Source organism: Staphylococcus caprae, from assembly GCF_002902725.1.
Classification (GTDB): Bacteria; Bacillota; Bacilli; order Staphylococcales; family Staphylococcaceae; genus Staphylococcus; species Staphylococcus caprae.
Genome location: NZ_PPRT01000022.1, coordinates 1 through 22,859, shown reverse-complemented (window position 1 = coordinate 22,859; position 22,859 = coordinate 1). Strand labels below are relative to the sequence as shown.

The 22,859-nt window shown below is 33.1% G+C and carries 20 protein-coding genes and 1 pseudogene; 11 read left to right on the top strand and 10 right to left on the bottom strand.

Features of this window, described 5'->3' with window-relative positions; genetic code table 11:
• Positions 1–48 precede the first annotated feature (48 nt).
• The 4 genes and pseudogenes from CD155_RS04325 to CD155_RS04310 all read left to right on the top strand — a co-directional run bounded on the left by CD155_RS04325 (position 49) and on the right by CD155_RS04310 (position 2,652).
• On the top strand, positions 49–474 hold the full coding sequence (locus CD155_RS04325) for a hypothetical protein (RefSeq protein WP_103212625.1): 426 nt from the start codon (positions 49–51) through the stop codon (positions 472–474).
• A complete protein-coding gene (locus CD155_RS04320; RefSeq protein WP_103212624.1) occupies positions 453–923 on the top strand; it encodes a hypothetical protein in 471 nt (156 codons plus the stop codon). The genes CD155_RS04325 and CD155_RS04320 overlap by 22 nt, the downstream gene beginning before the upstream one ends.
• A gap of 61 nt (positions 924–984) precedes the next feature.
• Positions 985–1,248 carry a phage holin gene (locus CD155_RS04315; protein WP_172605872.1) on the top strand — a complete coding sequence of 88 codons (264 nt, stop codon included), beginning with the start codon at positions 985–987 and terminating at the stop codon, positions 1,246–1,248.
• A pseudogene (locus CD155_RS04310) lies at positions 1,248–2,652 on the top strand (N-acetylmuramoyl-L-alanine amidase). The gene CD155_RS04315 and the pseudogene CD155_RS04310 overlap by 1 nt, the downstream one beginning before the upstream one ends.
• Positions 2,653–3,192: 540 nt before the next feature.
• Here CD155_RS04310 and CD155_RS04305 read toward each other — a convergent pair.
• Both CD155_RS04305 and CD155_RS04300 read right to left on the bottom strand, forming a co-directional pair.
• A complete protein-coding gene (locus tag CD155_RS04305) occupies positions 3,193–3,396 on the bottom strand; it encodes a hypothetical protein (RefSeq protein WP_172605841.1) in 204 nt (67 codons plus the stop codon).
• Between the two features lie 18 nt (positions 3,397–3,414).
• On the bottom strand, positions 3,415–3,981 hold the full coding sequence (locus CD155_RS04300; RefSeq protein WP_103212621.1) for a hypothetical protein: 567 nt from the start codon (positions 3,979–3,981) through the stop codon (positions 3,415–3,417).
• Between the two features lie 751 nt (positions 3,982–4,732).
• Between CD155_RS04300 and CD155_RS04290 the strand changes: the two genes are divergently transcribed.
• Entirely contained in the window at positions 4,733–5,227 is a 495-nt protein-coding gene (locus CD155_RS04290) for a hypothetical protein (RefSeq protein WP_103212620.1), read from the top strand.
• Between the two features lie 467 nt (positions 5,228–5,694).
• Here the strand turns inward: CD155_RS04290 and CD155_RS13075 are convergent, their stop codons facing one another.
• Positions 5,695–5,820 carry an SAR1012 family small protein gene (locus CD155_RS13075; RefSeq protein ID WP_002442051.1) on the bottom strand — a complete coding sequence of 42 codons (126 nt, stop codon included), beginning with the start codon at positions 5,818–5,820 and terminating at the stop codon, positions 5,695–5,697.
• Between the two features lie 194 nt (positions 5,821–6,014).
• Here CD155_RS13075 and CD155_RS04285 point away from each other — a divergent pair, with 194 nt between their 5' ends.
• Positions 6,015–6,566: a GNAT family N-acetyltransferase gene (locus CD155_RS04285; protein WP_172605871.1), complete on the top strand. Its 552-nt coding sequence runs from the start codon at positions 6,015–6,017 to the stop codon at positions 6,564–6,566.
• Positions 6,567–6,621: 55 nt separating this feature from the next.
• Here CD155_RS04285 and CD155_RS04280 read toward each other — a convergent pair whose 3' ends face one another.
• Positions 6,622–7,560 (bottom strand): 1,4-dihydroxy-2-naphthoate polyprenyltransferase, encoded by a 939-nt coding sequence (locus tag CD155_RS04280; protein WP_037541296.1) that lies wholly within the window; start codon positions 7,558–7,560, stop codon positions 6,622–6,624.
• A 180-nt stretch (positions 7,561–7,740) separates the two neighbouring features.
• On the opposite strand from CD155_RS04280, the gene CD155_RS04275 reads away from it, so the two are divergent.
• The 4 genes from CD155_RS04275 to menB are packed head-to-tail and all read left to right on the top strand — an operon-like array spanning position 7,741 to position 12,363.
• Complete coding sequence (locus tag CD155_RS04275; RefSeq protein ID WP_103212618.1) at positions 7,741–9,102, top strand: isochorismate synthase; 1,362 nt, start codon at positions 7,741–7,743, stop codon at positions 9,100–9,102.
• Positions 9,089–10,762, top strand: coding sequence for a 2-succinyl-5-enolpyruvyl-6-hydroxy-3-cyclohexene-1-carboxylic-acid synthase (gene menD / locus CD155_RS04270; protein WP_103212617.1), 1,674 nt, complete (start codon positions 9,089–9,091; stop codon positions 10,760–10,762). Before CD155_RS04275 ends, menD begins: the two co-directional genes overlap by 14 nt.
• Entirely contained in the window at positions 10,749–11,552 is an 804-nt protein-coding gene (gene menH / locus CD155_RS04265; RefSeq protein WP_103212616.1) for a 2-succinyl-6-hydroxy-2,4-cyclohexadiene-1-carboxylate synthase, read from the top strand. The genes menD and menH overlap by 14 nt, the downstream gene beginning before the upstream one ends.
• Entirely contained in the window at positions 11,545–12,363 is an 819-nt protein-coding gene (menB, locus tag CD155_RS04260; protein WP_002442063.1) for a 1,4-dihydroxy-2-naphthoyl-CoA synthase, read from the top strand. The genes menH and menB overlap by 8 nt, the downstream gene beginning before the upstream one ends.
• A 105-nt stretch (positions 12,364–12,468) precedes the next feature.
• Here the strand turns inward: menB and CD155_RS04255 are convergent, their stop codons facing one another.
• Together CD155_RS04255 and CD155_RS04250 are read right to left on the bottom strand one after the other, a co-directional pair.
• On the bottom strand, positions 12,469–13,641 hold the full coding sequence (locus tag CD155_RS04255) for an aminotransferase class I/II-fold pyridoxal phosphate-dependent enzyme (protein WP_103212615.1): 1,173 nt from the start codon (positions 13,639–13,641) through the stop codon (positions 12,469–12,471).
• A 139-nt stretch (positions 13,642–13,780) separates the two neighbouring features.
• Positions 13,781–14,788: an acyltransferase family protein gene (locus CD155_RS04250; RefSeq protein ID WP_103212614.1), complete on the bottom strand. Its 1,008-nt coding sequence runs from the start codon at positions 14,786–14,788 to the stop codon at positions 13,781–13,783.
• A gap of 155 nt (positions 14,789–14,943) precedes the next feature.
• Between CD155_RS04250 and CD155_RS04245 the strand changes: the two genes are divergently transcribed.
• Positions 14,944–15,363, top strand: a complete 420-nt coding sequence (locus tag CD155_RS04245; RefSeq protein WP_002442071.1) for a MarR family transcriptional regulator — start codon at positions 14,944–14,946, stop codon at positions 15,361–15,363.
• 490 nt (positions 15,364–15,853) lie between these two features.
• On the opposite strand, the gene CD155_RS04240 is transcribed toward CD155_RS04245, so the two are convergent.
• From CD155_RS04240 to CD155_RS04225, 4 genes are all read right to left on the bottom strand, one after another.
• Positions 15,854–20,041, bottom strand: a complete 4,188-nt coding sequence (locus CD155_RS04240; protein WP_103212613.1) for a glucosaminidase domain-containing protein — start codon at positions 20,039–20,041, stop codon at positions 15,854–15,856.
• A gap of 233 nt (positions 20,042–20,274) precedes the next feature.
• Positions 20,275–20,703 (bottom strand): GNAT family N-acetyltransferase, encoded by a 429-nt coding sequence (locus CD155_RS04235; protein ID WP_172605840.1) that lies wholly within the window; start codon positions 20,701–20,703, stop codon positions 20,275–20,277.
• Positions 20,704–20,922: 219 nt separating this feature from the next.
• Positions 20,923–21,393: a DUF2538 family protein gene (locus tag CD155_RS04230; RefSeq protein ID WP_070831927.1), complete on the bottom strand. Its 471-nt coding sequence runs from the start codon at positions 21,391–21,393 to the stop codon at positions 20,923–20,925.
• A gap of 58 nt (positions 21,394–21,451) precedes the next feature.
• Entirely contained in the window at positions 21,452–22,702 is a 1,251-nt protein-coding gene (locus CD155_RS04225) for an LCP family protein (protein ID WP_103212611.1), read from the bottom strand.
• Between the last annotated feature and the right edge of the window lie 157 nt (positions 22,703–22,859).

Genomic DNA, 22,859 nt, shown 5'->3' with positions numbered 1-22,859 from the left:
CAGGGCGTTTCTTACGCCCTTTTAATTTATTACGAAAGGAGACGAGTAATGATAAGGAGGTTATTACAATTACACCCTAATGAAATTTTTGTTAAATTATTCGTCATTCTTTTAGCTGGTTTAGGCTTGGTCCGTTCTTTGAACTGGATATCAGCACGTACCGAAACTCTTAAACATGTATCTGATCTATATGTCAAAATGAGTAAATATATGGATATTGATACTGTAGGTTGGTTGCTTTTCTTATTTTCAATCGTTCTATTTTTAAGCGCATTTTTTGATAACATCACGGGTTATATATTGCTTATTGTTGGATCAGTGCCGTGTGGTATTATTCACATTGCTTTTGGCATGATAAGTGTTGAATCTGCGAATGTTTCTTCAACATATTACATTAATATGTTGATTGGTTTCATTCAAATTCTAGTAGCGATTAATGGGGCGTTTTCTATATGGAAAATCAAAAACTTATAGAACACCGCTTAAATGCCCATGATGAACGCGCGAGAAATCAAGAGAACCAAATAACAGAGATTGAATCAGAGTTGAAAAAGCTAAAAGAACGTGAGAATGACAGATATATAGAAATGTCAAAATTGAACGCAAAATTAGACACCGATACCAAGAACACTAAAGAAGTTGTTGATAGATTAGTAAACAGTGTTGAAAAGTTAGTTGTTAAAATCGACGATATGACTAAAAATTATTCTGAATATAGTTCGGTGGTTGAACGTAGATTTAACAAAGTAGAAAACCGCGTTTCAAACATTCTCAATGATAAAGAGGTTAAAGCAAACACATTAAACAGCATAGAAGATGAAGGAAAAACAATGGGTAAAGCTACATTTACAACAATAACGATTTCTATAATCGGAGTTATCGAGGTATTCGTTAGATATGTAGCGCCGTTGTTCTTTAAATAACTTTGTGGCCGTCGTATTTGACGGTCACTTTTTTGTTAAAAAGGAGGTTGAAAATATGAAAATAGACAACGGAACGATCGTAAGAACAACTTTACTAATATTAGCTTGGGTCAACCAAATTTTAGCTATGAACCACATTTCACCTATTCCGGTTGATGAGATGACAATAAGCACAGTTATTACTGGAATTATTTCACTGATAGCTTGGTGGAAGAACAATAATTTTTCTCACGCAGCTAAAAAAGGGCAAGAAAAAATACATGAAGTTAAAGCAGGAACAAACTCCACAGGTGGTGCACCTCAAATGAATGGAGATGATTTTTAATGACATCAGTCAGAACATATAAACAAGCAATTGCATATTTAAAAGGAATGGAGGAGAAAGCCTGGAATCCGGATAGAAGTTTTGGATTTCAGTGTTTTTGACGTAGCAAATCAATATTGGCTTTATTTATTTAATCACACATTAAAAGGTGTAGGCGCGGCAGATATTCCGACATGGAACGACTTCACTGGAGAGGCTACAGTATATAAAAATACAGCAAGTTTTCAAGCGCGTCCTGGAGACATTGTTATTTTCAACAGAAATTATGGTAGTGGATACGGACATGTAGGTGTTGTATTAAGTGCAACTTTAAACTCTATAAGTATACTGGAACAAAATTGGCTTGGCGGTGCTTATTGGACGCCTCCAGAAGTTGCTACACGTCGTACACATGGCTATGATTTCCCTATGTGGTTCATTCGACCATTCTACGCTAAAGAAACAACTAAAAATAAAGTTAAAAGTAAAACAAAACCCGTTAAAAAAGCTAAAACTAGCAAAGGCAAGAAAATATTACTTGTTGCGGGTCACGGCAAAGGCGCATACTCAAATGATCCTGGTGCAGTAGCGAACGGATATAATGAACGTGACTTTAACCGTAAGAATATTATTCCTAGAGTTAAGAAATATCTTGAAAGTGTCGGGCACACTGTTGTTTTATACGGTGGTAAAACGATGAATCAAGACTTATATCAAGATACATTATACGGTCAACGTGTAGGTAACTACTCAGATTATGGTTTGTATTGGGTCAAAAAGAATGTTAAGCCAGACGTTATTGTAGAGTTTCATCTTGATGCTGCAAGTCCACAAGCAAGTGGAGGGCATGTTATTGTAAGTGATAAATTCCCTGCAGACGATATTGACAAAGCATTATCTAGTACATTAGGTAAAACAGTAGGTAAAATAAGAGGCGTAACACCTAGAAATGATTTACTCAATGCTAATGTAACAGGACAGTTGGGCTTAAATTATCGTTTAATTGAATTAGGTTTCATTACATCTAAAAAAGATATGGACTATATCACTTCACATTTAGATAGTTTTACTAAAAGAATCGCTGAGGCTATCAATGGCAGACAGATCAATGCGAAAGCAAGTAAACCGTCTACGTCTAAAAATACTTGGAATTGGGAAGGAACATTTACAGCAGACAGAACAATCAAAGTAAGAAAATCACCAGGATTAAACGGCACAGTAGTAGAATCTAATTCATGGCTTTATGACGGTAACTATGTCCCATTCGACCAAGTTATCAAAAAAGATGGTTATTGGTTTGTTCGATTTAAATATGTTCAACCTGGATCTAGTAATAAAGACTTTTATTGTGCGATATGTAAAATCACTGATAAACAACAAAAAATTAAAAAAGAAAGATATTGGGGTAGCATTAAGTGGAAATGATTTGAAAACGCTTGAAAAACTATTATAAAATAGTATAATAAAGTTACCTTCTTTCACAGAAGGTATAGGCTTATACTTTTTCTTTAACATTTTTGGGCAGTCACTAGTACTGCCCTATTTTTATACATATTTGACTATAAAACTTATTATTGTTATAGTAAAAATACCGAGTATTAATGCTTATACTTGGTATTGGGAGAAGATCTAATTTGGGGATAGTAATTTTCAAGGTTATGTTAGATGATGAATTTTTATTGAATATACAGTCGAGTCATATAAAAATGTTGAACAGTTATAGGCGGGTATTATATCCGCCTTTTAAGAACTTTTTCTCATTAATTTTCCGTTTCATACTCCTATATAAAGTGGTTTATATATTTAAGATAAAATATTAAACGTGTACTTTATTTAATAATACAACCACTCTTATTATAATAATCTTACTAACCACGTCAATAAAAGGCGTGGTTTTTGTATCTAAAAATAACTTAGATAACTGATACCAATTAATAAAAAAGCCCCATTAAGGAGGGGCTAAATTTAAAATCCTTTTCTTCTAATTTGTCTATACACAAAAACACCAAAAATTATAACATTGATAAATTGAAGTGCCCTTAAAGTGAAAGAAGATAAGGGTAATACAAACATACCTAAAATAAAATTAAGAACAGCTAGTATTATTACAATTGCTAGAAGTATTTGCTGTGATTTAGGCATATTATGTTTTTTGTCTTTATTACTCATAAAAATCATCCTCATTTATTATAGAACTATTAAAACAAAAGCTTTAGCAACCCCATTAGCTACATATTTGTTAAAACCAAATTGTTTTCTTAAAAATTTACTTATAGCAGTTTGGGCTTTATCTTGGGAATGAACTAGAAAATTAAGTAAACTAGTAATTGAATTATAATGAAACATTACAAGTTGGCGACCTGTGCTTTTTTCAATTTTTCTAATCATTTTGTCCCAAGCTTTTTGTCCCATCTTCTTCATTAGAGCTTTTATAGCTTTAGCAGCATATTTAGCGCCCATTGTAGCTTTGCCACGTTCTTCTGATTTATTAATGCTATTTAAAGCTTGTTGTTTGGCTTCTGGGTTTTTAAATTCAGATTCTGGAATTTCTTCAATAGCTTTTTTCATAGCTTTTTTATTTTCGATGTATACATCGGTTTCTGATTCATTAGAACTCATTGATTGAGTAGAAAATTCTTGTTTATTATTTTCTATTTCACTGGCAGCTTTAACTTGTCCTCCAGAATAAAGACCAACTTCTCCAATTAAAACGCCTGACATTAAAGCAATTAACATTTTAGTAGACTTTTTCATGTTTTCCTCCTGAAATTTAAATTTCCCAATAACATCCCCTATCATCTACAATACCTTAAAAGATGAAGTATAAAAAGGTTAGTTTATAAAATAGTTTAAATTATTTTATAATACCTAGATTACTTCTACTTATAGAGAAGAACTTTTATTATTTAGAACTTACATTTCTTTATCTTCTAAAACACGCGTGTCAAATACGTGTCAAAATAGTTATAGTTATTTAGTTTTTCTTACAAAACAAAACGCAAAAAATAGCGTTGTTAAGCCATTTTAGCATTTGTTAAAAATCAAGTTTTATCTCTCCGTTTCCGTACAATAATACAAATTAGTAAACTTTTGTTTTACTGAATTACGTTAGAACGTTGTTAAATCAACGTTCTTTTTTATTTTGGTAGAAATTTGTAAAAGTCTGTTTTAAATTAAAATGTCAACGAGACCGACAATATTTGAAATTTTTCTTGAAGTTGTCGACTTAGTTGTCGGCTTATTCCTCCAATCCTTAGAACGACGTTAGTTTAATGTCTAAACTTTCATCTTCCTTATCTTTTAATTCTTCTAATAAATGGCTATATGCACTCCATGTGATTTCAATATTTGAATGTCCTAATCATTTGATTATTCTCAATTAAGAATCTATAAAGAGCAGCCTTATAAGAAAATAGGAATAATATTCAAAAAAGTTGAAAGTGTTCACTATCAAATTGGTGTTTTTGATATAATATAATAAATTTATTTAATTGGAGTGGTTTTCATGAGGTATTTTAAATCAATTAAAAGAGTTTTAATTCCGATCAGTATTTGTACTTTGGTTATATTATTAATAGGGTGTGGAAAAAGTAGCGATGGTCTTGCTGGCAGAGAGTTTAAAGGTATTGTAGATGGAAAAACAGATGCGATATTTACTTTTAAAGATGACGGTACATTCAAAGTGGTTTCAGCACAAGGAAAACCAAATGCTGGCGAAGAATTTACAGGTGAATATAAAATTAAAAAAGAAGGAAATACAAAATATTTAATTCTTTCAGACTTCTCTAGTCACATTTTTGGACATGACATTCAAAATATAAAGTTATATAAAGAAAATAGTAAATCTTTATATATTTACGGAATAGAAAAAGATGGAAAAGATTTTAAATTATTATGTGTTCGAAAAAAAGACGAATTTGACAAAAATCAAGAGTTTAAATATGTAAAGATAGATGAAGAACAGGAAAATAATATAAGACTTATTAGTAATGATAATTAAAATTATTTAAAACTTGTTTACATTTAAAGATAGGATTTAGCAATCATATTTAGTGATTGTTAAATCCTATTTTTGGTGTACTGCGCTATAGTTAATCTAAAAATCACAATCTGTCTAGTAAGACAATGGTTCATAGATTGGAAGTTAATGTCATGCAAAAAATGGCGACACTTTATATGGCCGCCATTATAAAAGCTTTTATTCGATTATTATAATACAAAGTATTCTAGTGCTTGTGTTGTCGCTCATCACTTTAACTTTAAGAAATATTTTTAATTTCTTTATCAAAGTAGAGTATTTTCTAAATTGAAAGAGTTATTATCTCAAACGCCTTTCAATGTTACTCATTCTTGCTCTTGTGTCCCCCCAACATAGAGAATTTCTTTTTTAAGAAATTCTACAAACAATGCAAGTAGGGTGTGGAACTACGCAATTCATTTTGTTAAGTGATATTTCTATTCCACTCACTACTTTTCTTTATTGTCACTGTCATTTTTGTTGTCTTGGCTTGATTTTCCTGAAATAAGGTTTCTAATAACTTTGACAATATAGCCAGTGACTAAGATTCTAAAAACTCTTCTTAAAATATCCATCATCATTCTCCCTTTATTAAAGTTTTATTATCTAGCTACTACCCGAATTTTGATTCTCTTAAAAGTAAATTTTAGAATTTTAGAAAATTTCATACATCATCAAAGTTAAAACAGTCGTTTTAGCAATAATTTTATTTAATCAAATAAATTATATATAATGACATTGCAACCTAATTTATAAAGGGGAATGTATGATGATTAGAAAGGCTCGTCCAAGTGATAACAAACAGATTGCTGAATTGTGTTATATCATATGGAAAGATATGGAACTAGATTTAACAAAGGCCTTGACTCAAGAACGTGTCATTGAAGCAATTGAATTAAGCATTGTAAATGTTAAATATCGTACGTATTATGATCATATTTGGGTATATGAGAAAGATGGCAGCGTTGCGGGATGTATCATTGCTTATCCTGGGAAACAAGAGTTAGATTTGGAACAACAGTGGTTAGATTTGCCACTCGAAGATGATATTCGTGAATTAGGTACTCCTTTACCTCAAAAAGAAGCCTATGATGATGAAGTTTATATTGAAGCGGTAGCTACTTTTCCGGAATATCGTGGACAGGGGATTGCAACACAGTTATTTAAACATTTGATTGATAGTGATCCGAATGCAAAGTGGAGTTTGAATTGTGATTATGATAATGAGGGTGCGCTAAAGCTATATAAAAAGTTAGGCTTCGAAGATGTAGGGGACATTGATTTATATGGTCATAAGTATCATCATATGACACTAAATTAAAAACTCGACAATTGAATATGATTTCATTGCCGAGTTTGTTATCGAAAATATGAAATTAGATACCGCCACAAAGTGCACTTATATATATACCTAATGCATATAAAAGTCCAAAGAATGTGTTGGTTTTGCCTGTGGCAGCCATTGCTGGCATCATTGTAGCTGGTGTATCGTTCTTATTGAATCGTCTTACAGCTTTAATTGGCATAGGGAATGATAACAATACTAATAAATAGAATAGTGAACCCGGTGCTCTAAATAGTGCTGTGAAAATGACGAACACATAAGCAACAATATACATTGCAGCCATAAAAATGATTGATGCGCGTTTACCTAATAAAATAGGTAAAGTTTTTCTGCCGCTTTCTTTGTCTTTAACACGGTCACGGATATTATTAGCCATATTAATGAGGCCAATAGTAATAACGATTGGAATACTAATCCAGAACGCATAGCCTTGGACGTTTCCAGTTTGGATGAAGAATGATAATACAATGATAATCATACCCATAAATAAGCCAGAGAATAGCTCACCAAATGGAGTCCATGAAATTGGCATTGGTCCGCCAGTATAAAGGTAACCGATAGCCATACAAATGATTCCGACTGGAATAATCCAGAATGAACTTTGAATAGCTAAAAAGATACCTAACAGTGCTGCGATAATGTAAAATGCAATTGCTATGTTCATGACAAGTTTCGGACTCATACCATTTCGCACGATGGCGCCACCGATACCTACAGAATTGTGGTCATCAAGACCTTTTTTGAAATCATAGTATTCATTAAACATATTCGTTGCTGCTTGTATCAATAAACATGCAATTAACATGGCTAAGAATAAACTAAATTTCAGATGGTCTTCACTACCAAGTAGATAAATTTTCGCAGTGGCTGTGCCAACTAAAACCGGTACAACTGCTGCGGTTAAGGTATGAGGTCTCATTAACTGCCAGTATTTCTTAACGGTTGAGTATTGTTGATATTGATCTGACATATTATGCATAACCTCTTATTTTTATATATTTATCATAAATATTTTAAAGGAATCATAGCTAAAGGTCAATTGACGTGAAAAATTGCATTTTTAGTTTAAGCAATAATGATAACACTTACGTATAAAAGTGATACAATACATTAATGAGTCAAATTCGAAGGAGAAAGAAGTGAAATAAGAATGGCTGTGAATGTAAAAGAAGAAGACATTGTCGATAAGTTATACGCAAGTACCAAAGACTGGGTTTCTGTAGAAGTCGAAATAGACAGAACGATTGAACCAAGTGCTTTGTTCCGTTTAACAGAACAAGAAGCGGGAGACCGTTTTTACATGCGATTGAACGACAATTATTCTTCATATTTTGGATATCACGCTGTTCAAAGGTTTAAAAATAACTTTGAAAATAAGCAGTCTATCTTTAGGGAATGGGAAAAATTAAAAGATGAAATCGAATTAATTCATCCAGATACAAGTAGACACCATCTTAGATTATGTGGCGGATTTCAATTTTCAAGTCATAAGTCTGATGATGAGTGGCGAGAGTATGGATTGAATCACTTTGTATTACCTAAAGTATTGATATCTAATGAAGGGGAACGTACATTCATCACTTATACTACTGAACGTCAAGATTTTGATATTGAAGCGTTCAAACAATTGGTTTCGTATTTCGAGCATACGAAAGTTGATTCTTCGGAAACAGAACGAGGTAACGTCACACGTATGGAAGATATTTATAAAGATGATTGGCGTGAACTCGTTGAAGAATCCATTGAAAAGATTGATGAATCTAAAAAAATTGTTCTTGCACGTAGACGTTTAATTAAGTTTGATAAAGAAATTGATATTCCTTATGTGTTGAATCGAGCACTCCAGAATGAGAAGAATAGTTATATTTTCTTATTAGAATCTAATCAATCTATATTCTTTTCACAAACACCTGAACAATTAATTAAAGTTGAAGATGGCATTCTTTCGACAAAGGCTGTAGCAGGTACAATTAAACGTTTTCATAATGAAGCACAAGATGAAGAGAATATTAAGGCGTTCTTAAAAGATAAGAAAAACCTAGGTGAACATCAGTTTGTTGTTGAAAGTATTTTGAATGATATTAAACCCTTTGTGCAAGATATCGATTATAATGAAACGCCAAATATTCTAAAGAATGATCATTTATATCATTTATATACAGAAATAAAAGGTCATTTAAACGACAAATCATACATTGGTTTAATCGATTGCTTACATCCAACACCAGCGTTGGGTGGTTATCCTAAAGCCGAAGCATTAGAATTTATTGAGAATAATGAATTCGGTACGCGTGGCCTTTATGGATCTCCTGTAGGTTATATTGACGTGTACGATGATTGTGAATTTATCGTAGCGATTCGTTCCATGTTGATTAAGGGTGATCAAGCAACGTTATTTGCAGGTTGCGGTATTGTTAAGAATTCTGATCCTGATAGCGAAGTTGCTGAAACGGCAGTCAAATTTTCACCAATGATGAATGCATTAGGAGTAGATAATTATGACGAATCATAGCGATGCTTTGACACAACAAGTGTTTACGTTTGCATCAGAATTATATGCGTATGGCGTAAGAGAAGTTGTTATTAGTCCAGGATCTCGTTCTACACCATTAGCGCTTGCATTTGAGGCACATCCGAAAATTAAAACCTGGATACATCCTGATGAACGTAGCGCAGCATTCTTCGCTTTAGGGCTGATTAAAGGAAGCGGAAAGCCAGTTGCGATATTATGTACGTCAGGTACAGCAGCTGCGAACTACACGCCTGCAATTGCTGAATGTCAAATTAGTCGAGTGCCACTGATTGTGTTAACAAGTGATAGACCACATGAATTACGTAGTGTGGGCGCACCGCAGGCAATCAATCAAGTTAATATGTTTAGTAATTATGTTAATTTCCAATTTGATCTACCTATCGCGGATGGCACTGAGCAAATGCTTTATACGATTCACTATCAAATGCAAATTGCTAGCCAGTATTTATACGGCCCACATCGAGGCCCGATTCATTTTAATATGCCTTTTAGAGAACCATTAACGCCTGATATGAATCGTGTAGATTTACTGAAGTCTCAAGTTAAAACATTACCGCATTATCAAAAGAGTATTGCGGTAAAAGGGATTAGTGCGATACTGCAAAAGAAAAAAGGACTTATCATTGTAGGAGATATGCAACATCAAGAAGTCGACCAAATTCTGACGTACTCTACAGTTTATGATATGCCGATTTTAGCTGACCCATTAAGTCAATTACGTAAAAGTAATCATCCCAATGTGATAACAACATATGATTTACTTTATCGTGCAGGTTTAGATTTAGATGTGGATTTCGTTATTCGTGTGGGTAAACCGGTGATTTCTAAGAAATTAAACCAATGGTTAAAACGTACGAAAGCGTACCAAATTTTAGTGCAGAATAATGATAAAATTGATGTTTTCCCAATGCCGCCTAATATTTCATATGAAATTTCGGCAAATGATTTCTTTAGATCATTGATGGAGGAAGAGAGTGTTCAACGTAAAGATTGGTTGGAACTATGGCAATCACTAGAACAGCAGTCTCGAGTTGAAATTAAAGACTATCTCAATCATGCATCTGATGAAGCGGTTTATGTAGGAGAGGTCATTCATAAATTATCTAAAGGTGACGCACTTTTTGTAGGTAACAGCATGCCAATCCGAGACGTTGATAATTTAATGTTTGAAACTGAAGCCGAAGTTTATGCCAATCGTGGCGCTAATGGTATCGATGGCGTCGTATCTACTGCTATTGGAATGGCAGCACATAAAAAAGTAACGTTATTAATCGGTGATTTATCGTTTTATCATGATATGAATGGCTTATTAATGGCGAAATTAAATGACATCAACATTAATATTGTTTTAGTGAACAATGATGGTGGAGGTATCTTCTCTTATCTTCCTCAAAAAGATTCGGCCAGTGACTATTTCGAACGTTTATTTGGCACGCCAACTGGCTTAGATTTTGAACATGCGGCGTTACTTTATGATTTTACTTACGAACGTTTTGAAAGCTTAAATGACTTTAAATATGCTGAATTATCTTCTATGGATTCTCATATTTATGAGGTTTTAACTAGTCGAGAAGATAATATGCAACAACATCAAATTTTATATAAGAAATTGAGTGATATCGTTAATGTTACACTTTAAATTTTTTGAATCTGAAAATGATAGCAAGCAATTGCTTGTTATGTTACATGGTTTTATTAGTGATTCAACAACGTACGATAGTCATATGGCGTATTTGAGTCAACATGTGAATGTATTAACGATTGATTTACCCGGACATGGTCAAGATAATTCAGACATGCTAGATACTTGGGATTTCCCGTATATTGCGCATGCACTTGATGAAGTACTGTCGCAATTTGACACGTATGACGTGTACCTACTCGGCTATTCTATGGGCGGCCGCGTAGCGCTATACTATGCTTTATATGGCAGTGTAGCGCTACGAGGGTTGCTCTTAGAGAGTACTTCAGCGGGGATTCAAGATGAGGCGGATAAAGTGGAACGTGTTCAAGTGGATGCGGCTCGTGCGAAGGTGCTTGAGATTGCTGGGTTGGAGATATTTGTGAATGATTGGGAGAAGTTGCCGCTTTTCCGGTCGCAGTATGGGCTTGATGCTGAGGTGCGGAAAGCCATACGGGCGAATCGAATGAGCCAGAACCCTGTGAGGTTGGCTAAAGCGCTACGTGATTATGGTACGGGCAATATGCCGAATCTTTGGCCTCAAATTTCATCGATAGCTGTTCGCACGTTCATTTTAACGGGTGAAAAGGATGAAAAATTTGTTCGTATTGGTCAAAAATTAGCTGAAGCGATACCTCATAGTCGTACGGTAAACATTTCGAATGTTGGGCATACAATTCATGTGGAAGATAGTACGGAATTTGATACAATGGTAGTAGGTTTTTTAAAGGAGGAGCAAAATGACTAGACAGTGGGAAACACTTAGAGAATATGATGAAATTAAATATGAATTTTTCGAAGGAATTGCAAAAGTAACGATTAATCGTCCAGAAGTACGTAATGCGTTTACACCTAAAACAGTAGCTGAAATGATTGATGCATTCTCACGTGCACGTGATGATCAAAATATATCAGTCATTATCTTAACTGGTGAAGGCGACAAAGCTTTCTGTTCAGGCGGAGATCAAAAGAAACGTGGACATGGTGGTTATGTAGGCGAAGATGAGATTCCTCGTTTAAATGTATTAGATTTACAACGCTTAATTCGTGTCATTCCTAAACCAGTTATCGCAATGGTTAGAGGCTATGCGATTGGTGGCGGTAACGTATTAAACGTTGTATGTGACTTAACTATTGCTGCTGATAATGCAATCTTTGGTCAAACAGGACCTAAAGTAGGTTCATTTGATGCAGGTTACGGTTCAGGTTATTTAGCTCGTATCGTGGGTCATAAAAAAGCGAGAGAAATTTGGTACTTATGTCGCCAATACAATGCTCAAGAAGCTTTAGATATGGGACTCGTTAACACAGTCGTACCTTTAGATAAAGTTGAAGATGAAACAGTTCAATGGTGTAAAGAAATGATGAAACATTCTCCAACTGCACTTCGTTTCTTAAAAGCAGCGATGAACGCAGATACTGATGGTTTAGCTGGCTTACAACAAATGGCTGGGGACGCGACATTACTTTACTATACAACTGATGAAGCGAAAGAGGGTCGTGACGCTTTCAAAGAGAAACGTGATCCTGATTTCGACCAATTCCCTAAATTCCCATAAGCGTTTAGTGAATATATAAATAAATCCACTTGATTGATAAGATGATGTCAATCGAGTGGATTTTTTGTTTATTGATGATTTTTAGATGAAAAGAAGAGCGAGATGTTATGACATTTTATCAGGATAATTCTCTTGTAAATATTTTTCTAAACGGCGCATGCCTTCTTTAAGCATTTCCATTTCATAGGCATATGAGATACGAATATATCCTTTACCTATGTTTGTGAATGAAGAGCCGGGAACAATGGCAACATGTGCTTGCTCTAAAACATCTACACAAAAATCAAAGTCATTGTCGGTGAATTTTTTAATACTTGGAAAGATGTAGAATGCACCTTCTGGTTGAGCAGTTAAATCAAAACCGAGTGATTCTAGTTTATCTTTTAGGTAATCGCGACGTTTAATGTAGGCTTCATTCATATATTGAGGTGCTTCTAATCCTTCATTTAAAGCAGCGATACAGGCAATTTGAGCTGGAACATTGGCACAAATGCAATTGTAGGCATGCATAAATGTTAATTTTTCAATTAAGTATTCTGGACCTATTAAAAAGCCTATGCGAATACCAGTTGCAGAATGTGACTTACTTAAACCACCAATAAGCAATAATTGGTCTCGAATTTCTTCAAATTCTGCAAATGACGTATGATTGCCTTTGAATGTATTTTCAGCATAAATTTCATCACTAATAATAAATAGTTCTTTATCGACGAGTGTTTCTACGATAGCTTTAACCTCTGAGCGCTCCAGAATAACGCCTGTAGGGTTAGTAGGATAGTTGAGTAATATGGCTTTCGTTTTATGCGTTATATGGCTCTTAATAAGCTCTGAAGTCACTTTGAACTCAGATTGCGTTGTATCCATATAAATAGGAGATCCACCTAATGTTTCAATAAGCGGAATATAGCCTGCATAAATGGGACCTGGGATTAAAATTTCGTCTCCTGGTTCAATGATACTTCGAAGAGAGGTGTCTAATGCTTCGCTGGCACCATTTGTGACAATGATTTCCTCTTCGCTATAGGCAAATCCATACTTTTGATTAAAGTAGTGGCTGATTGCTTGTCTTGTTTCTGGTAGCCCTTTATTGTGTGAATAACTTGTTTTATCTTCTTTTATCGCATTGATATATGCCTCTTTAACCACGTCTGGCATTGGGAAGTCTGGTTGGCCAATGGTTAAGTTTACGCAATCATCGATGTGTTTAATTCGATTTGAAAATTGACGTATGCTTGGCGCTCTTAAAAACTTTGAATTTGTATTTAATGATAGCTTCATTTTCCGAAAACACCTCTAAAAAAATACCAAAATGTAGTATTTGAATTGTTAAAATAGTCTCATAATTCTTTCAAATTATTACTATCATAACATATTTATAGCACTACATTCTGGTATGAAATACATTAATATTTAATTGTTAATCTCTAAATTCTGAAGGTCTGCGTAGGTTAATCACAGGATTCGTCCATTTGCAAACAAATCTTGATGATAAAATGAGAACAATAATGCCTGAACTTATCAATAAGAATAAATAAGTTAATATTGAAACGTTGTCTTTGAATGGATATATTTCAAAACCTCTTAAGACACCAATAACAATGCCGTGAAGTAAGTAGACAAACATTGTTCGACGTCCAATATAGGTATAGAAACGCTTCTTCTGGGATGTCAGATTAAGGAATGCACCCATTGTTACTAGAATAATGATATATAAGAGTAATCGTTTGAATGGGCTATATACGTCTTCACCGTTACTTTCTAACGATGTATAAGGAGAACTACCTAATAGCCAATCACCGTTGATAGGGTGGATAACATAACCTATGAAGAAGGCTACTAGAATAATGATTGATATGGGTACCCACTTTTTATTACGTAGTTTCATAGTGTGTTCCTTAGTGACTAAATGACCTATATAAAAAATAGGAAAGAATACAATGGTTCTTGAAATACTCATATAACTATCTATATTCCCTGAAAATCCTGCTAACACTGATACCAGTATTGCTACAGATAACACGATATAAGGATTGTATCTACGAACAATAACTAGTACGACGTGGAAGAAGAATAGTGTAAGTAAGAACCATAATGCAAAGACAGGGTTAAATGGATCTAATTGAATTGCATCTTCTTTGCCCGTTAAATAATAATATATCGAAAAGAATGCGAAAAAAATGACATATGGTACAAGTAATTTCTTCGCAATTTTTTCAAGGTAATGTGGCTTATCTAAATTTTTAGCAAAATAGCCTGAAATAAATAGAAATGTCGGCATATGAAAACTATAAATAAGCAAATATAGAGCTGATAAATATTTATCTTCGGTAGTATAAGGTTGTAAAAGATGACCGAAGACAACTAAAAATATGAGTACTGCACGGGCATTATCGAAAAAATAATCCCTATCCTTGATGGCTGTCATAAAGCGTCTCCTTTTTCTCTCTGTTTAGACTTCTTCTAATTTAGTATACTTGTAGGTAATTATGCAACGAATTTGTGCAAAGTGTATAATAGTATTGTATATTTTATAAATAAAGCATATAATATTAACAACTTAATATAGTGGAGTAGAACAACATGTATAAACAACTTGAAAAACTTATAACACTTACAAATAATGATTTAAATTTAGTAAACAGACGTTTCGGACAGCGCACAGATATTACTTCTGAGCAATTAGAATTATTACGTATTTTATATAATTACGATCGTTTATCACAATATGATTTAACGATGAAAATAAGCCGAGAACAATCAATCGTATCTCGATGGATTAAAAAACTAGTATTAAAGGGATATATTACGAGTCAACAATCTCATGAAGATTTACGATGTAAGGAATTAATTTTAACTGATGAGGCTCGCTCACTTATTCAACAAATTAACACTGCAAGATGTGAATTGATTGAAGCAAGATGCCAGTGTTTATCGCCTGAGGAAATTGAAAGCCTAAATCAGCTATTAAATAAATTGAATAGTAGACATATTTACATTTAATGCACGCTTTATTTTAATTTTTGTTTTAGGGTGCAATATACATCTAATTAAATATTTGACTAAAAAGGTAAGTAACTTTGAAGTAATGCTTTATTACTCATCAAAGTTGCTTATTTTTTTATTGGAGAAAAGAATGGGAGGGGGAGGTTGATTTTGGTATAGAGTTGCGTTGTTAATGCTCTTCTATGTTTAATGTGAGAGATTTAATTTGGAATTTATAAGAGTAATTATGACGGTTAACTCGTTGATATATAATGAAGGGAGCGGGACAGAATATAATTTAGTGAAATTATTTTCGTTGTCCCTCACCCAACTTTCATTGTTTGTAGAATTTCTTAAAAAGAAATTCTCTGTGTTGGGGCCCCGCCGGCAAGGATGGCTAGGATTAAAAGAAGCTTGATATAAGCGCACTTTTAATTCAGACATCTACTGCCAATATGTTAAAGAAGCTGAGACAATTAATTATGTCCCAGCCGCTTAACATTAATAATTATTTATATTTTGGAATTTCGTAGTATTTACCAACTTCACCAATTTTATCGTAAAAGCCTTTAATAGTTTGAGCATTTACAGTTGCCCAGTGAATATCTGTAGCATATTGATGAGTACCTGGATTTGATGGGTTCCAACGCATTTTATAAAGCGTATTTTGTCCTGCTTTAATATAAGATTGACCGATGAATTTAGCTCCACCAATAATTGCCTTAGATACTGAATCCCATCCAGCGTTTTTGGCATATTTGATGCCTTCAATTAATGGGCTACTGTCATAAGCGCCTATACCAAAGACATTATGATATTTCGTTTTTGTTTTATCAGTGAATTTACCATTTACAATGTCTCCACCTTTAGCTAATTGTGAAGTACCATTTCCAGTTTCGACTAAAGCATGTGCGACTAAGTAAATTTCATTGATGCCATACTTTTTAGCTGCTTCACTAAATGCTGCACCTTGTCCTTCTAATACGCCTTGTCCTTTTAATAATTCATTAAGCGCTGCTACAGATAAAGATTGAGGCTGATCTAAGCGTAAGAATTGATATCTAGCACCTGAATCTTTAGTTAACTTGTTAGGGTCCATAGCGTCTTTGATTTCATTATAATTAGCATTTGTCCATTGGCCTGGAACCTTTTGAACTTGTGGAGTATCATAAAGGTCATTTTGTATCTCTGCAGCATGAGTTAAAGTATATCCAGTATTAACATATTTTACAGATTCTTTAGCGACATCTGTTGATTTAATCCATACATATTTACCATTTGTTAATTTTCCGTAATACCAAGTTACACCATTGATATTTTTTTGTTTAGAAACTACAAATGTCTTGTCGTAATAAGGTTTCAATGAGTAACGTGCATTCTTACCAAGATCTTCATAGTAATAGCTATTACTATTGCTGATTACAAATGTGTAATTATAAGGACGAGCTTGTACATCTTTATTACTTTGGATAAGATCTTTTGCTGCAATCCATCCAGTACGATTGTTAACAGTTCCATATAAATACAAGTCTTTTCCAACATAAAGTGATTTTGAAGCATTAAATGTTTTACTAACAATTGTATTTGATGGAAGTAATTGTTGATTTTTAGTACCCCAAGCAATAGAGTATAATCCATTATTTGTTTGGCTAACTTTATATTGGCCAGTAGCTTTAGATTGGTTACCAATATTTTGACTTGTTACATCTTTAACATTTACCCAGCCTAATGGTGTGTTTCGAGTACTATCTTGAAGTAAGACATACGTGTTATTACCTTCAGTACGTTGTTTCGTAATGATGTAAGTACGGTTACCATATTTAGCACCACTTTTAGCTTTTTTATCAAATACAGAAGCTCTGATACCTGAATTGTTAGCTTTAACTTGCGCGATTTTATTTATCGTTTGAGTCGAGTTAGTGTTAGACGCTTTAGCAGATGTTTGCGTTGTAGCAGCTCTATCTGCTGTTGTAGCTTTACTATTCGTACTTACGGCTTTAGTAGAAGTCTTTGGTTTAGATACTGCTACTTTAGATTGAGTAGGAGTAGTTAGATAGTATTTGCTAACCCAACCAGATTTACCATTTACTGTACCATATAAATAAGTAGCTTTATCGATCTGTTGTTGTTTTGTAGCTTTAAATGTTTGGTTTCCAGAACCTGAGACAGTGCTAGCAACTTGGTTATATGTACCCCAAGGCACTGTATATAATTTAACACCAGGTTTAATACTGTAATTTTGATTAACTTTGACAGGTGATTTAGCAGTGTTGTAAACAACATCGTCTTGTTTTACCCAACCATATTTTTTACCAGTATTATAATCTTCTACAAGGTAGAATTTATCATTTCCTAAAGTAGCTGATTTTGTAACTGATAATGTACGTTGAACTTGATCAGTAGTTTTACCTTTTTTGTCGTAAACAGTTGTGTAAACACCATTATTTTTAGCTTTAATTTGAGCAACACCACTGTTAGCAGAAACAGTTAATTTATTATTACTTGAACTATTATCTGTCGATGGTTTACTTGGTTTCGTATTAGACGATGAAGGTGTTGTTAAGTAATATTTACTAATCCAACCAGATTTACCGTTCACTGTTCCGTATAAATAAATGGCTTTATCAATTTGTTGTTGTTTTGTAGCTTTAAATGTTTGATTTCCAGAACCTGAAACCTTTGAAGCTACTTGACTAGGCGTACCCCAAGGTACTGTGTATAAAGTTGAACCAGCTTTTACATTATATGTTTGGTTAACTTTAACAGGTGATTTAGCTGTATTATAAACAACATCGCCTTGTTTTACCCAGCCATACTTTTTACCAGTGTTGTAATCTTCGACTAAATAGAATTTATTATTGCCAAGTGTTGCAGATTTAGTAACAGATAATGTTTTTTGAGCTTGATCTGTTGAATGTCCTTTTTCGTCATAAACAGTTGTGTAAAGGCCACTATTGCTAGGTTTAATTTGAGCAACACCACTATTAGCAGAAACAGTTAATTTATTGTTGTTTGAACTATCTGATGGTTTAGATGGCTTAGATGGACTTGTAGAAGATGTACCCCAAGGTGCCACTTGACCAGTTTTGATTAAATATTTTTCATAAATTAAGTCATAAAGCTCTGCATAAGAGTAGTTATGGCTTCTAAAGTATTGATGTGGGTCTGTATGGTCAGTTCCGCCTAGATATCTACTAATTGCATAGTGCGTCCATACTGTACCTTGACCATCGTTTTCTGCGCTATCAGGTTTTAAACCATAGTATTGAAGTTGTGTCGCAGCATAATCAGCATAGTTGTTCATAGAACGTGCAAAGGAATCATAATCGTGAGTGTGTACAATCTCAACATTAATGAAACGTTCGTTACCTTGTGGCCCAGCACCCCAAGATAGATAATCAGTAGGAGCTGTTTCTACAATTCTGTTACCGTCTACAAAGGCATGAACAAAGGCTGATTGGTAATTATTCTTCATGTAATTAATTTCGCCATCAATTGTTGAATTATCATTTGCAGTATCATGTACAACGATACCTTCTGGGCGACCTACACCATTTCTATATCCATATTTAGGGAAATAAGAAGTATAGTTTTCTTCAATTTGTGGTGCTTTATAGTTTTTCTTACGAATATAATCATTGATTGAAGATTTCACTTGAGGTGTGTATTTAGGTAAAGAAGAAGTCGTTTTCTTATTTACTGCATACATCATTCTAGGTTTGGCAACTGAACTGAATGTTGAAACTTTGTTATTACTTTCAGTTGTCGTGTTATTAGCTTGAGTGTTAGAAACTTTTGTATTTTGAGTTGCTGATTTGCTAGTATTTGTACTGTTAGTACTATTTTTAATAGTAGGATTTGATTCTGACTTAGTATTTACATTGTTTTGTGCTGAAAGTGATGCAACTTGAGGTTGGTCAGCTTTAGTATTTTTACTTTGAGCGTTTGTAGTATCAACGTCATCTTCATCATCGTCAAAATTATAACCTGAACTATTTGTATGACTTACCTTAGTATTAGATTTCTCAGTTGAATCTGTTGTTGCCTGTTGAGATGTTTTATTGTTAGATGCTTGATTAGATGTAGCTTCTTGTTTTTCTTGATTATTAAGGTTATTAGTTTGATTAGAAGAGGCTTGAATATTGTTATTACTGTTTTCATCTTTATTAACATTCTCAACAGTTGGTTCTTGTTGTTCAGTTTCTGAAATCTCTTTATTCGTGTTGTCTACTTTTGAAGTTTCATTATCTTCTGAAGTGACAGCATCTTTAGAAATGTCATTATTGTTAATATCTTTAGTTGAATCTTGATATGTATTGACTGATGGTGTACTTGTTTCCTTTGAATCTGTAGGTTGATTTGAATTATTCGATTGTTCTTGTTGAGAAGCTTTACTAGAAGAATCGTTTAACTCATCTAATGATGCATCATAATTGTTAGAAGTAGTATCTTGTTTAGATTGAACTTTTGTTGGATCTTGATAAGTTTGAGTGCCTGAAACATTTTGTGCAGATTGTGTCACTTCATTTTTAGCTTGTTCGGCTTGCTTAAGTGTGGCTTGGTCATCAAGTACATTTGAATTTTTAGTTTGATCTTGTGTTTCTTCTGCAGCATGTGCATGGTGGGCAGTAAAGGCAGTTCCAAATAACGTTAATGCAACCATCGACGGTAATTTGTAATTGAATTTCTTCGTCATATTTATTTACTCCTCTTAATATGTTATTTTGAGTCAATTATAATATTAGTTGTAATTTCTGTATTACTTTTAACAGATTTGTAATATAACTTTAACCTGTAGCTTATAAAGATTTTTTGTAAAATTTTTGGCCAAACCACTGATTTCAGCGTTCCTCAGTAAAAAGGGGACTTAAAATGTATACGTAGTATTACATTTTTGATTTTTAATTAAGTTGCTTTCTCGATGAAAGGTCATTCCATAGTTTTCTTCATAATAATGTGCTCTATATTCTCTTCTATAAAGGTTTCCCCGTGAGTGCTATATCCAAGACGAGTATAAAAGCCTTGTGCTTGTGTTTGAGCATGCATCATCAATTCTTTAAAATTCAAATCTTTGGCAATTTCTTCAATGGCTTCCATTAATTGAATGCCATAACCTAAACCTCTGTTTTCTTTTGTAATCGCGACACGTTCAATTTTCCCTGAATAGTTATCAATTGGTCTTATTCTTGCAGTAGCAAAAGGTTCTCCATTCACTTTGTAACCAATAATATGGTAAGAAATCGATTCTTTATCATCAATTTCATTGGCTAGGGGAACATTTTGTTCTTCAACGAATACTTTTTTTCTAACTGTATAACAATCGTTCAACATATTATCATCAAGCACTTTTTTAAACATTTTAAACACCTCCATTATCTCTAGTTCTTCCCGAAATTAAGTAAATAAATCAAAAACAAGATGAAAATTTATTGAATTTTTCACACATAAAAATGTACACACTTTAAATCGAAGTCGTCATCGTTTTTGATAAAAGCATAAAAAAAACCGCTAATAAAGCTAACTAACTTATTAGCGGTTAAGTACTATTTTATTTATTAATGAAAGGATCAAGCTATTTTATAAAGCTTCCTTTCGAACAATGGCACAATATTGCCAAAATATACGTAATTGTGCAATATTCCAGTTATTCATCCCCATTGTAAATCCTGATGGTTTAAAGAGATTCACATCTGTAACTTCAAGAGCAGCAGCTATTAAATATTGTAATGGTATGCTAATACTTTTCATTGTTTCTGTAATACCATTTTCATCATAAACCCATGTGAATGGTAATTCAGATTCGAACACATCCACTTTATCGAAAATTTCGGGTAGGGCAACAATATAACATGCGCCGTCTACTACTGGATTATCGATACTATTCTTATAATAAATTAAAAGGGCCTCATAATTTTCTCTATGTTCATGATTAACATAGAAGAATTCATTTCGAAATAGCGCCATATCTTTACTATGGATAATTTGTTGTTCTAACATATTAAACATGCCATTAATATGAGCGACTTTTTCGTACGTTTTACGACTCATTGTTTTAGCTCCTCTCTTAAATGTTCCAATACTGAAATATGAATACTTATTCAACCTTTTATTGTACGTTCATATTATTACCATCATTCATAGTATTGTTTTGATAATCATTTTGTTGATATTGGTCTTGATTATTATTCTCGTAAGTATTTTGGTTATCTGTAGTTTGATTATTTTGAACGTTATTCTGTTCATTATCATTGTTATTGGTATTCTCATCGTTGTTATTGTTACTATCATTATCGTCACTTGTAGTATCTTTTTGATTCTTACGTAATAAACTATCATCTAGTTCTGTTAGAGGCACGAGTGAACCATAATGCTTGATAACTCTGTAATCTAAAAATTCATCTTTATCTGTTATTTTAGATAAGCCTAAATCAGAGCGCAAGATATTTGAATATTTCATAATGCTTTTTACGCTTGGATTGTAATAATAAATGCCGTCTAGGTAGTCATCTTTACCTTCAAGTTGTGAAGTTTTTATATCTGTGTCTCCAGATAAATACATTTTTGCTAAAGCTTTAATTTCTTTTTTAGTAAGGTTGTGTTTAGCATTTTTACCAACAATCGTTACTACATTATCTAATTTATCAATAGAATCTAAACTTTGTGCTTTTTGGAAAAGAATTTTAATTAAGTCCATTTGTCTTTGTCCGCGTTTTAAGTCTGAATCTTGATGTCTTGTTCTGGCTACTGCTAAAGCTTGATCACCATTAAGTTTTTGATAACCTTTTTTAATTTTAATTCTTCCAGTATCATCACTATTTGGTTCGTTTAAGTTATAAGGCACATCGTAATAAATGCCACCTAATTCATCAACTGCTTCAACGAAAGCTTTCATATTAACGCGAACATAATAGTCAACTGGTACATTCATTGTTGCTTCGACTGAATCCATTGAAGCAATTGGGCCACCATAGGCATGCGCATGTGTAATTTTATCGTAATAACCAACTTTAGGTATATAACTAATTGTATCTCGTGGGATACTAAGCATTCTAATTTGATGCTTTTTCTGATTGAATGTGGATAATATCATTGCATCTGATCGGGAATGTTCTATACTTTGTCCATTCTTTTCTCTACCTTCATTATCATCTATTCCTAAGAATAAAATTGAAATAGGTTGTTTTTCAGGATTAACTTTTGAATCTCTTAAATTTGATTGACGTTGTGCGTCATTTTTATCTTGAGACTTTTCAAAAGCGGATTCTGAACTTTTATATAATTGAGTAGCAAATAGGATCGGACCAACGACAAGAACTAATGTTAATAATATTAAAAAATACTTTAAAAATTTGTTCATCGGGAGTGCTCCTAATTTATTTTAAAATTTATCATTATCTAATTCTAAGTTGTTATGTAAGCATTATTAATAGAAGTACTATTACATTTCGTACTTATGCACTATAGCCTTAAATTGTATTACTTTATTAGCAAAATTACAACTCTTAGATTCATAT

Excerpts from the sequence above, each read along its gene's own strand:
- CD155_RS04235 (WP_172605840.1), bottom strand. The coding sequence starts at position 20,703 with ATGTTTAAAAAAGTGCTTGATGATAATATGTTGAACGATTGTTATACA.
- CD155_RS04255 (WP_103212615.1), bottom strand. The coding sequence starts at position 13,641 with ATGAAGCTATCATTAAATACAAATTCAAAGTTTTTAAGAGCGCCAAGC.
- menH (WP_103212616.1), top strand. The coding sequence starts at position 10,749 with ATGTTACACTTTAAATTTTTTGAATCTGAAAATGATAGCAAGCAATTG.
- CD155_RS04240 (WP_103212613.1), bottom strand. The coding sequence starts at position 20,041 with ATGACGAAGAAATTCAATTACAAATTACCGTCGATGGTTGCATTAACG.
- CD155_RS04290 (WP_103212620.1), top strand. The coding sequence starts at position 4,733 with ATGAGGTATTTTAAATCAATTAAAAGAGTTTTAATTCCGATCAGTATT.
- CD155_RS04325 (WP_103212625.1), top strand. The coding sequence starts at position 49 with ATGATAAGGAGGTTATTACAATTACACCCTAATGAAATTTTTGTTAAA.
- menB (WP_002442063.1), top strand. The coding sequence starts at position 11,545 with ATGACTAGACAGTGGGAAACACTTAGAGAATATGATGAAATTAAATAT.
- CD155_RS04280 (WP_037541296.1), bottom strand. The coding sequence starts at position 7,560 with ATGTCAGATCAATATCAACAATACTCAACCGTTAAGAAATACTGGCAG.
- CD155_RS04275 (WP_103212618.1), top strand. The coding sequence starts at position 7,741 with ATGGCTGTGAATGTAAAAGAAGAAGACATTGTCGATAAGTTATACGCA.
- CD155_RS04305 (WP_172605841.1), bottom strand. The coding sequence starts at position 3,396 with ATGAGTAATAAAGACAAAAAACATAATATGCCTAAATCACAGCAAATA.
- CD155_RS04285 (WP_172605871.1), top strand. The coding sequence starts at position 6,015 with ATGATTAGAAAGGCTCGTCCAAGTGATAACAAACAGATTGCTGAATTG.
- menD (WP_103212617.1), top strand. The coding sequence starts at position 9,089 with ATGACGAATCATAGCGATGCTTTGACACAACAAGTGTTTACGTTTGCA.
- CD155_RS04245 (WP_002442071.1), top strand. The coding sequence starts at position 14,944 with ATGTATAAACAACTTGAAAAACTTATAACACTTACAAATAATGATTTA.
- CD155_RS04230 (WP_070831927.1), bottom strand. The coding sequence starts at position 21,393 with ATGAGTCGTAAAACGTACGAAAAAGTCGCTCATATTAATGGCATGTTT.
- CD155_RS04300 (WP_103212621.1), bottom strand. The coding sequence starts at position 3,981 with ATGAAAAAGTCTACTAAAATGTTAATTGCTTTAATGTCAGGCGTTTTA.
- CD155_RS13075 (WP_002442051.1), bottom strand. The coding sequence starts at position 5,820 with ATGGATATTTTAAGAAGAGTTTTTAGAATCTTAGTCACTGGCTATATT.
- CD155_RS04320 (WP_103212624.1), top strand. The coding sequence starts at position 453 with ATGGAAAATCAAAAACTTATAGAACACCGCTTAAATGCCCATGATGAA.
- CD155_RS04225 (WP_103212611.1), bottom strand. The coding sequence starts at position 22,702 with ATGAACAAATTTTTAAAGTATTTTTTAATATTATTAACATTAGTTCTT.
- CD155_RS04250 (WP_103212614.1), bottom strand. The coding sequence starts at position 14,788 with ATGACAGCCATCAAGGATAGGGATTATTTTTTCGATAATGCCCGTGCA.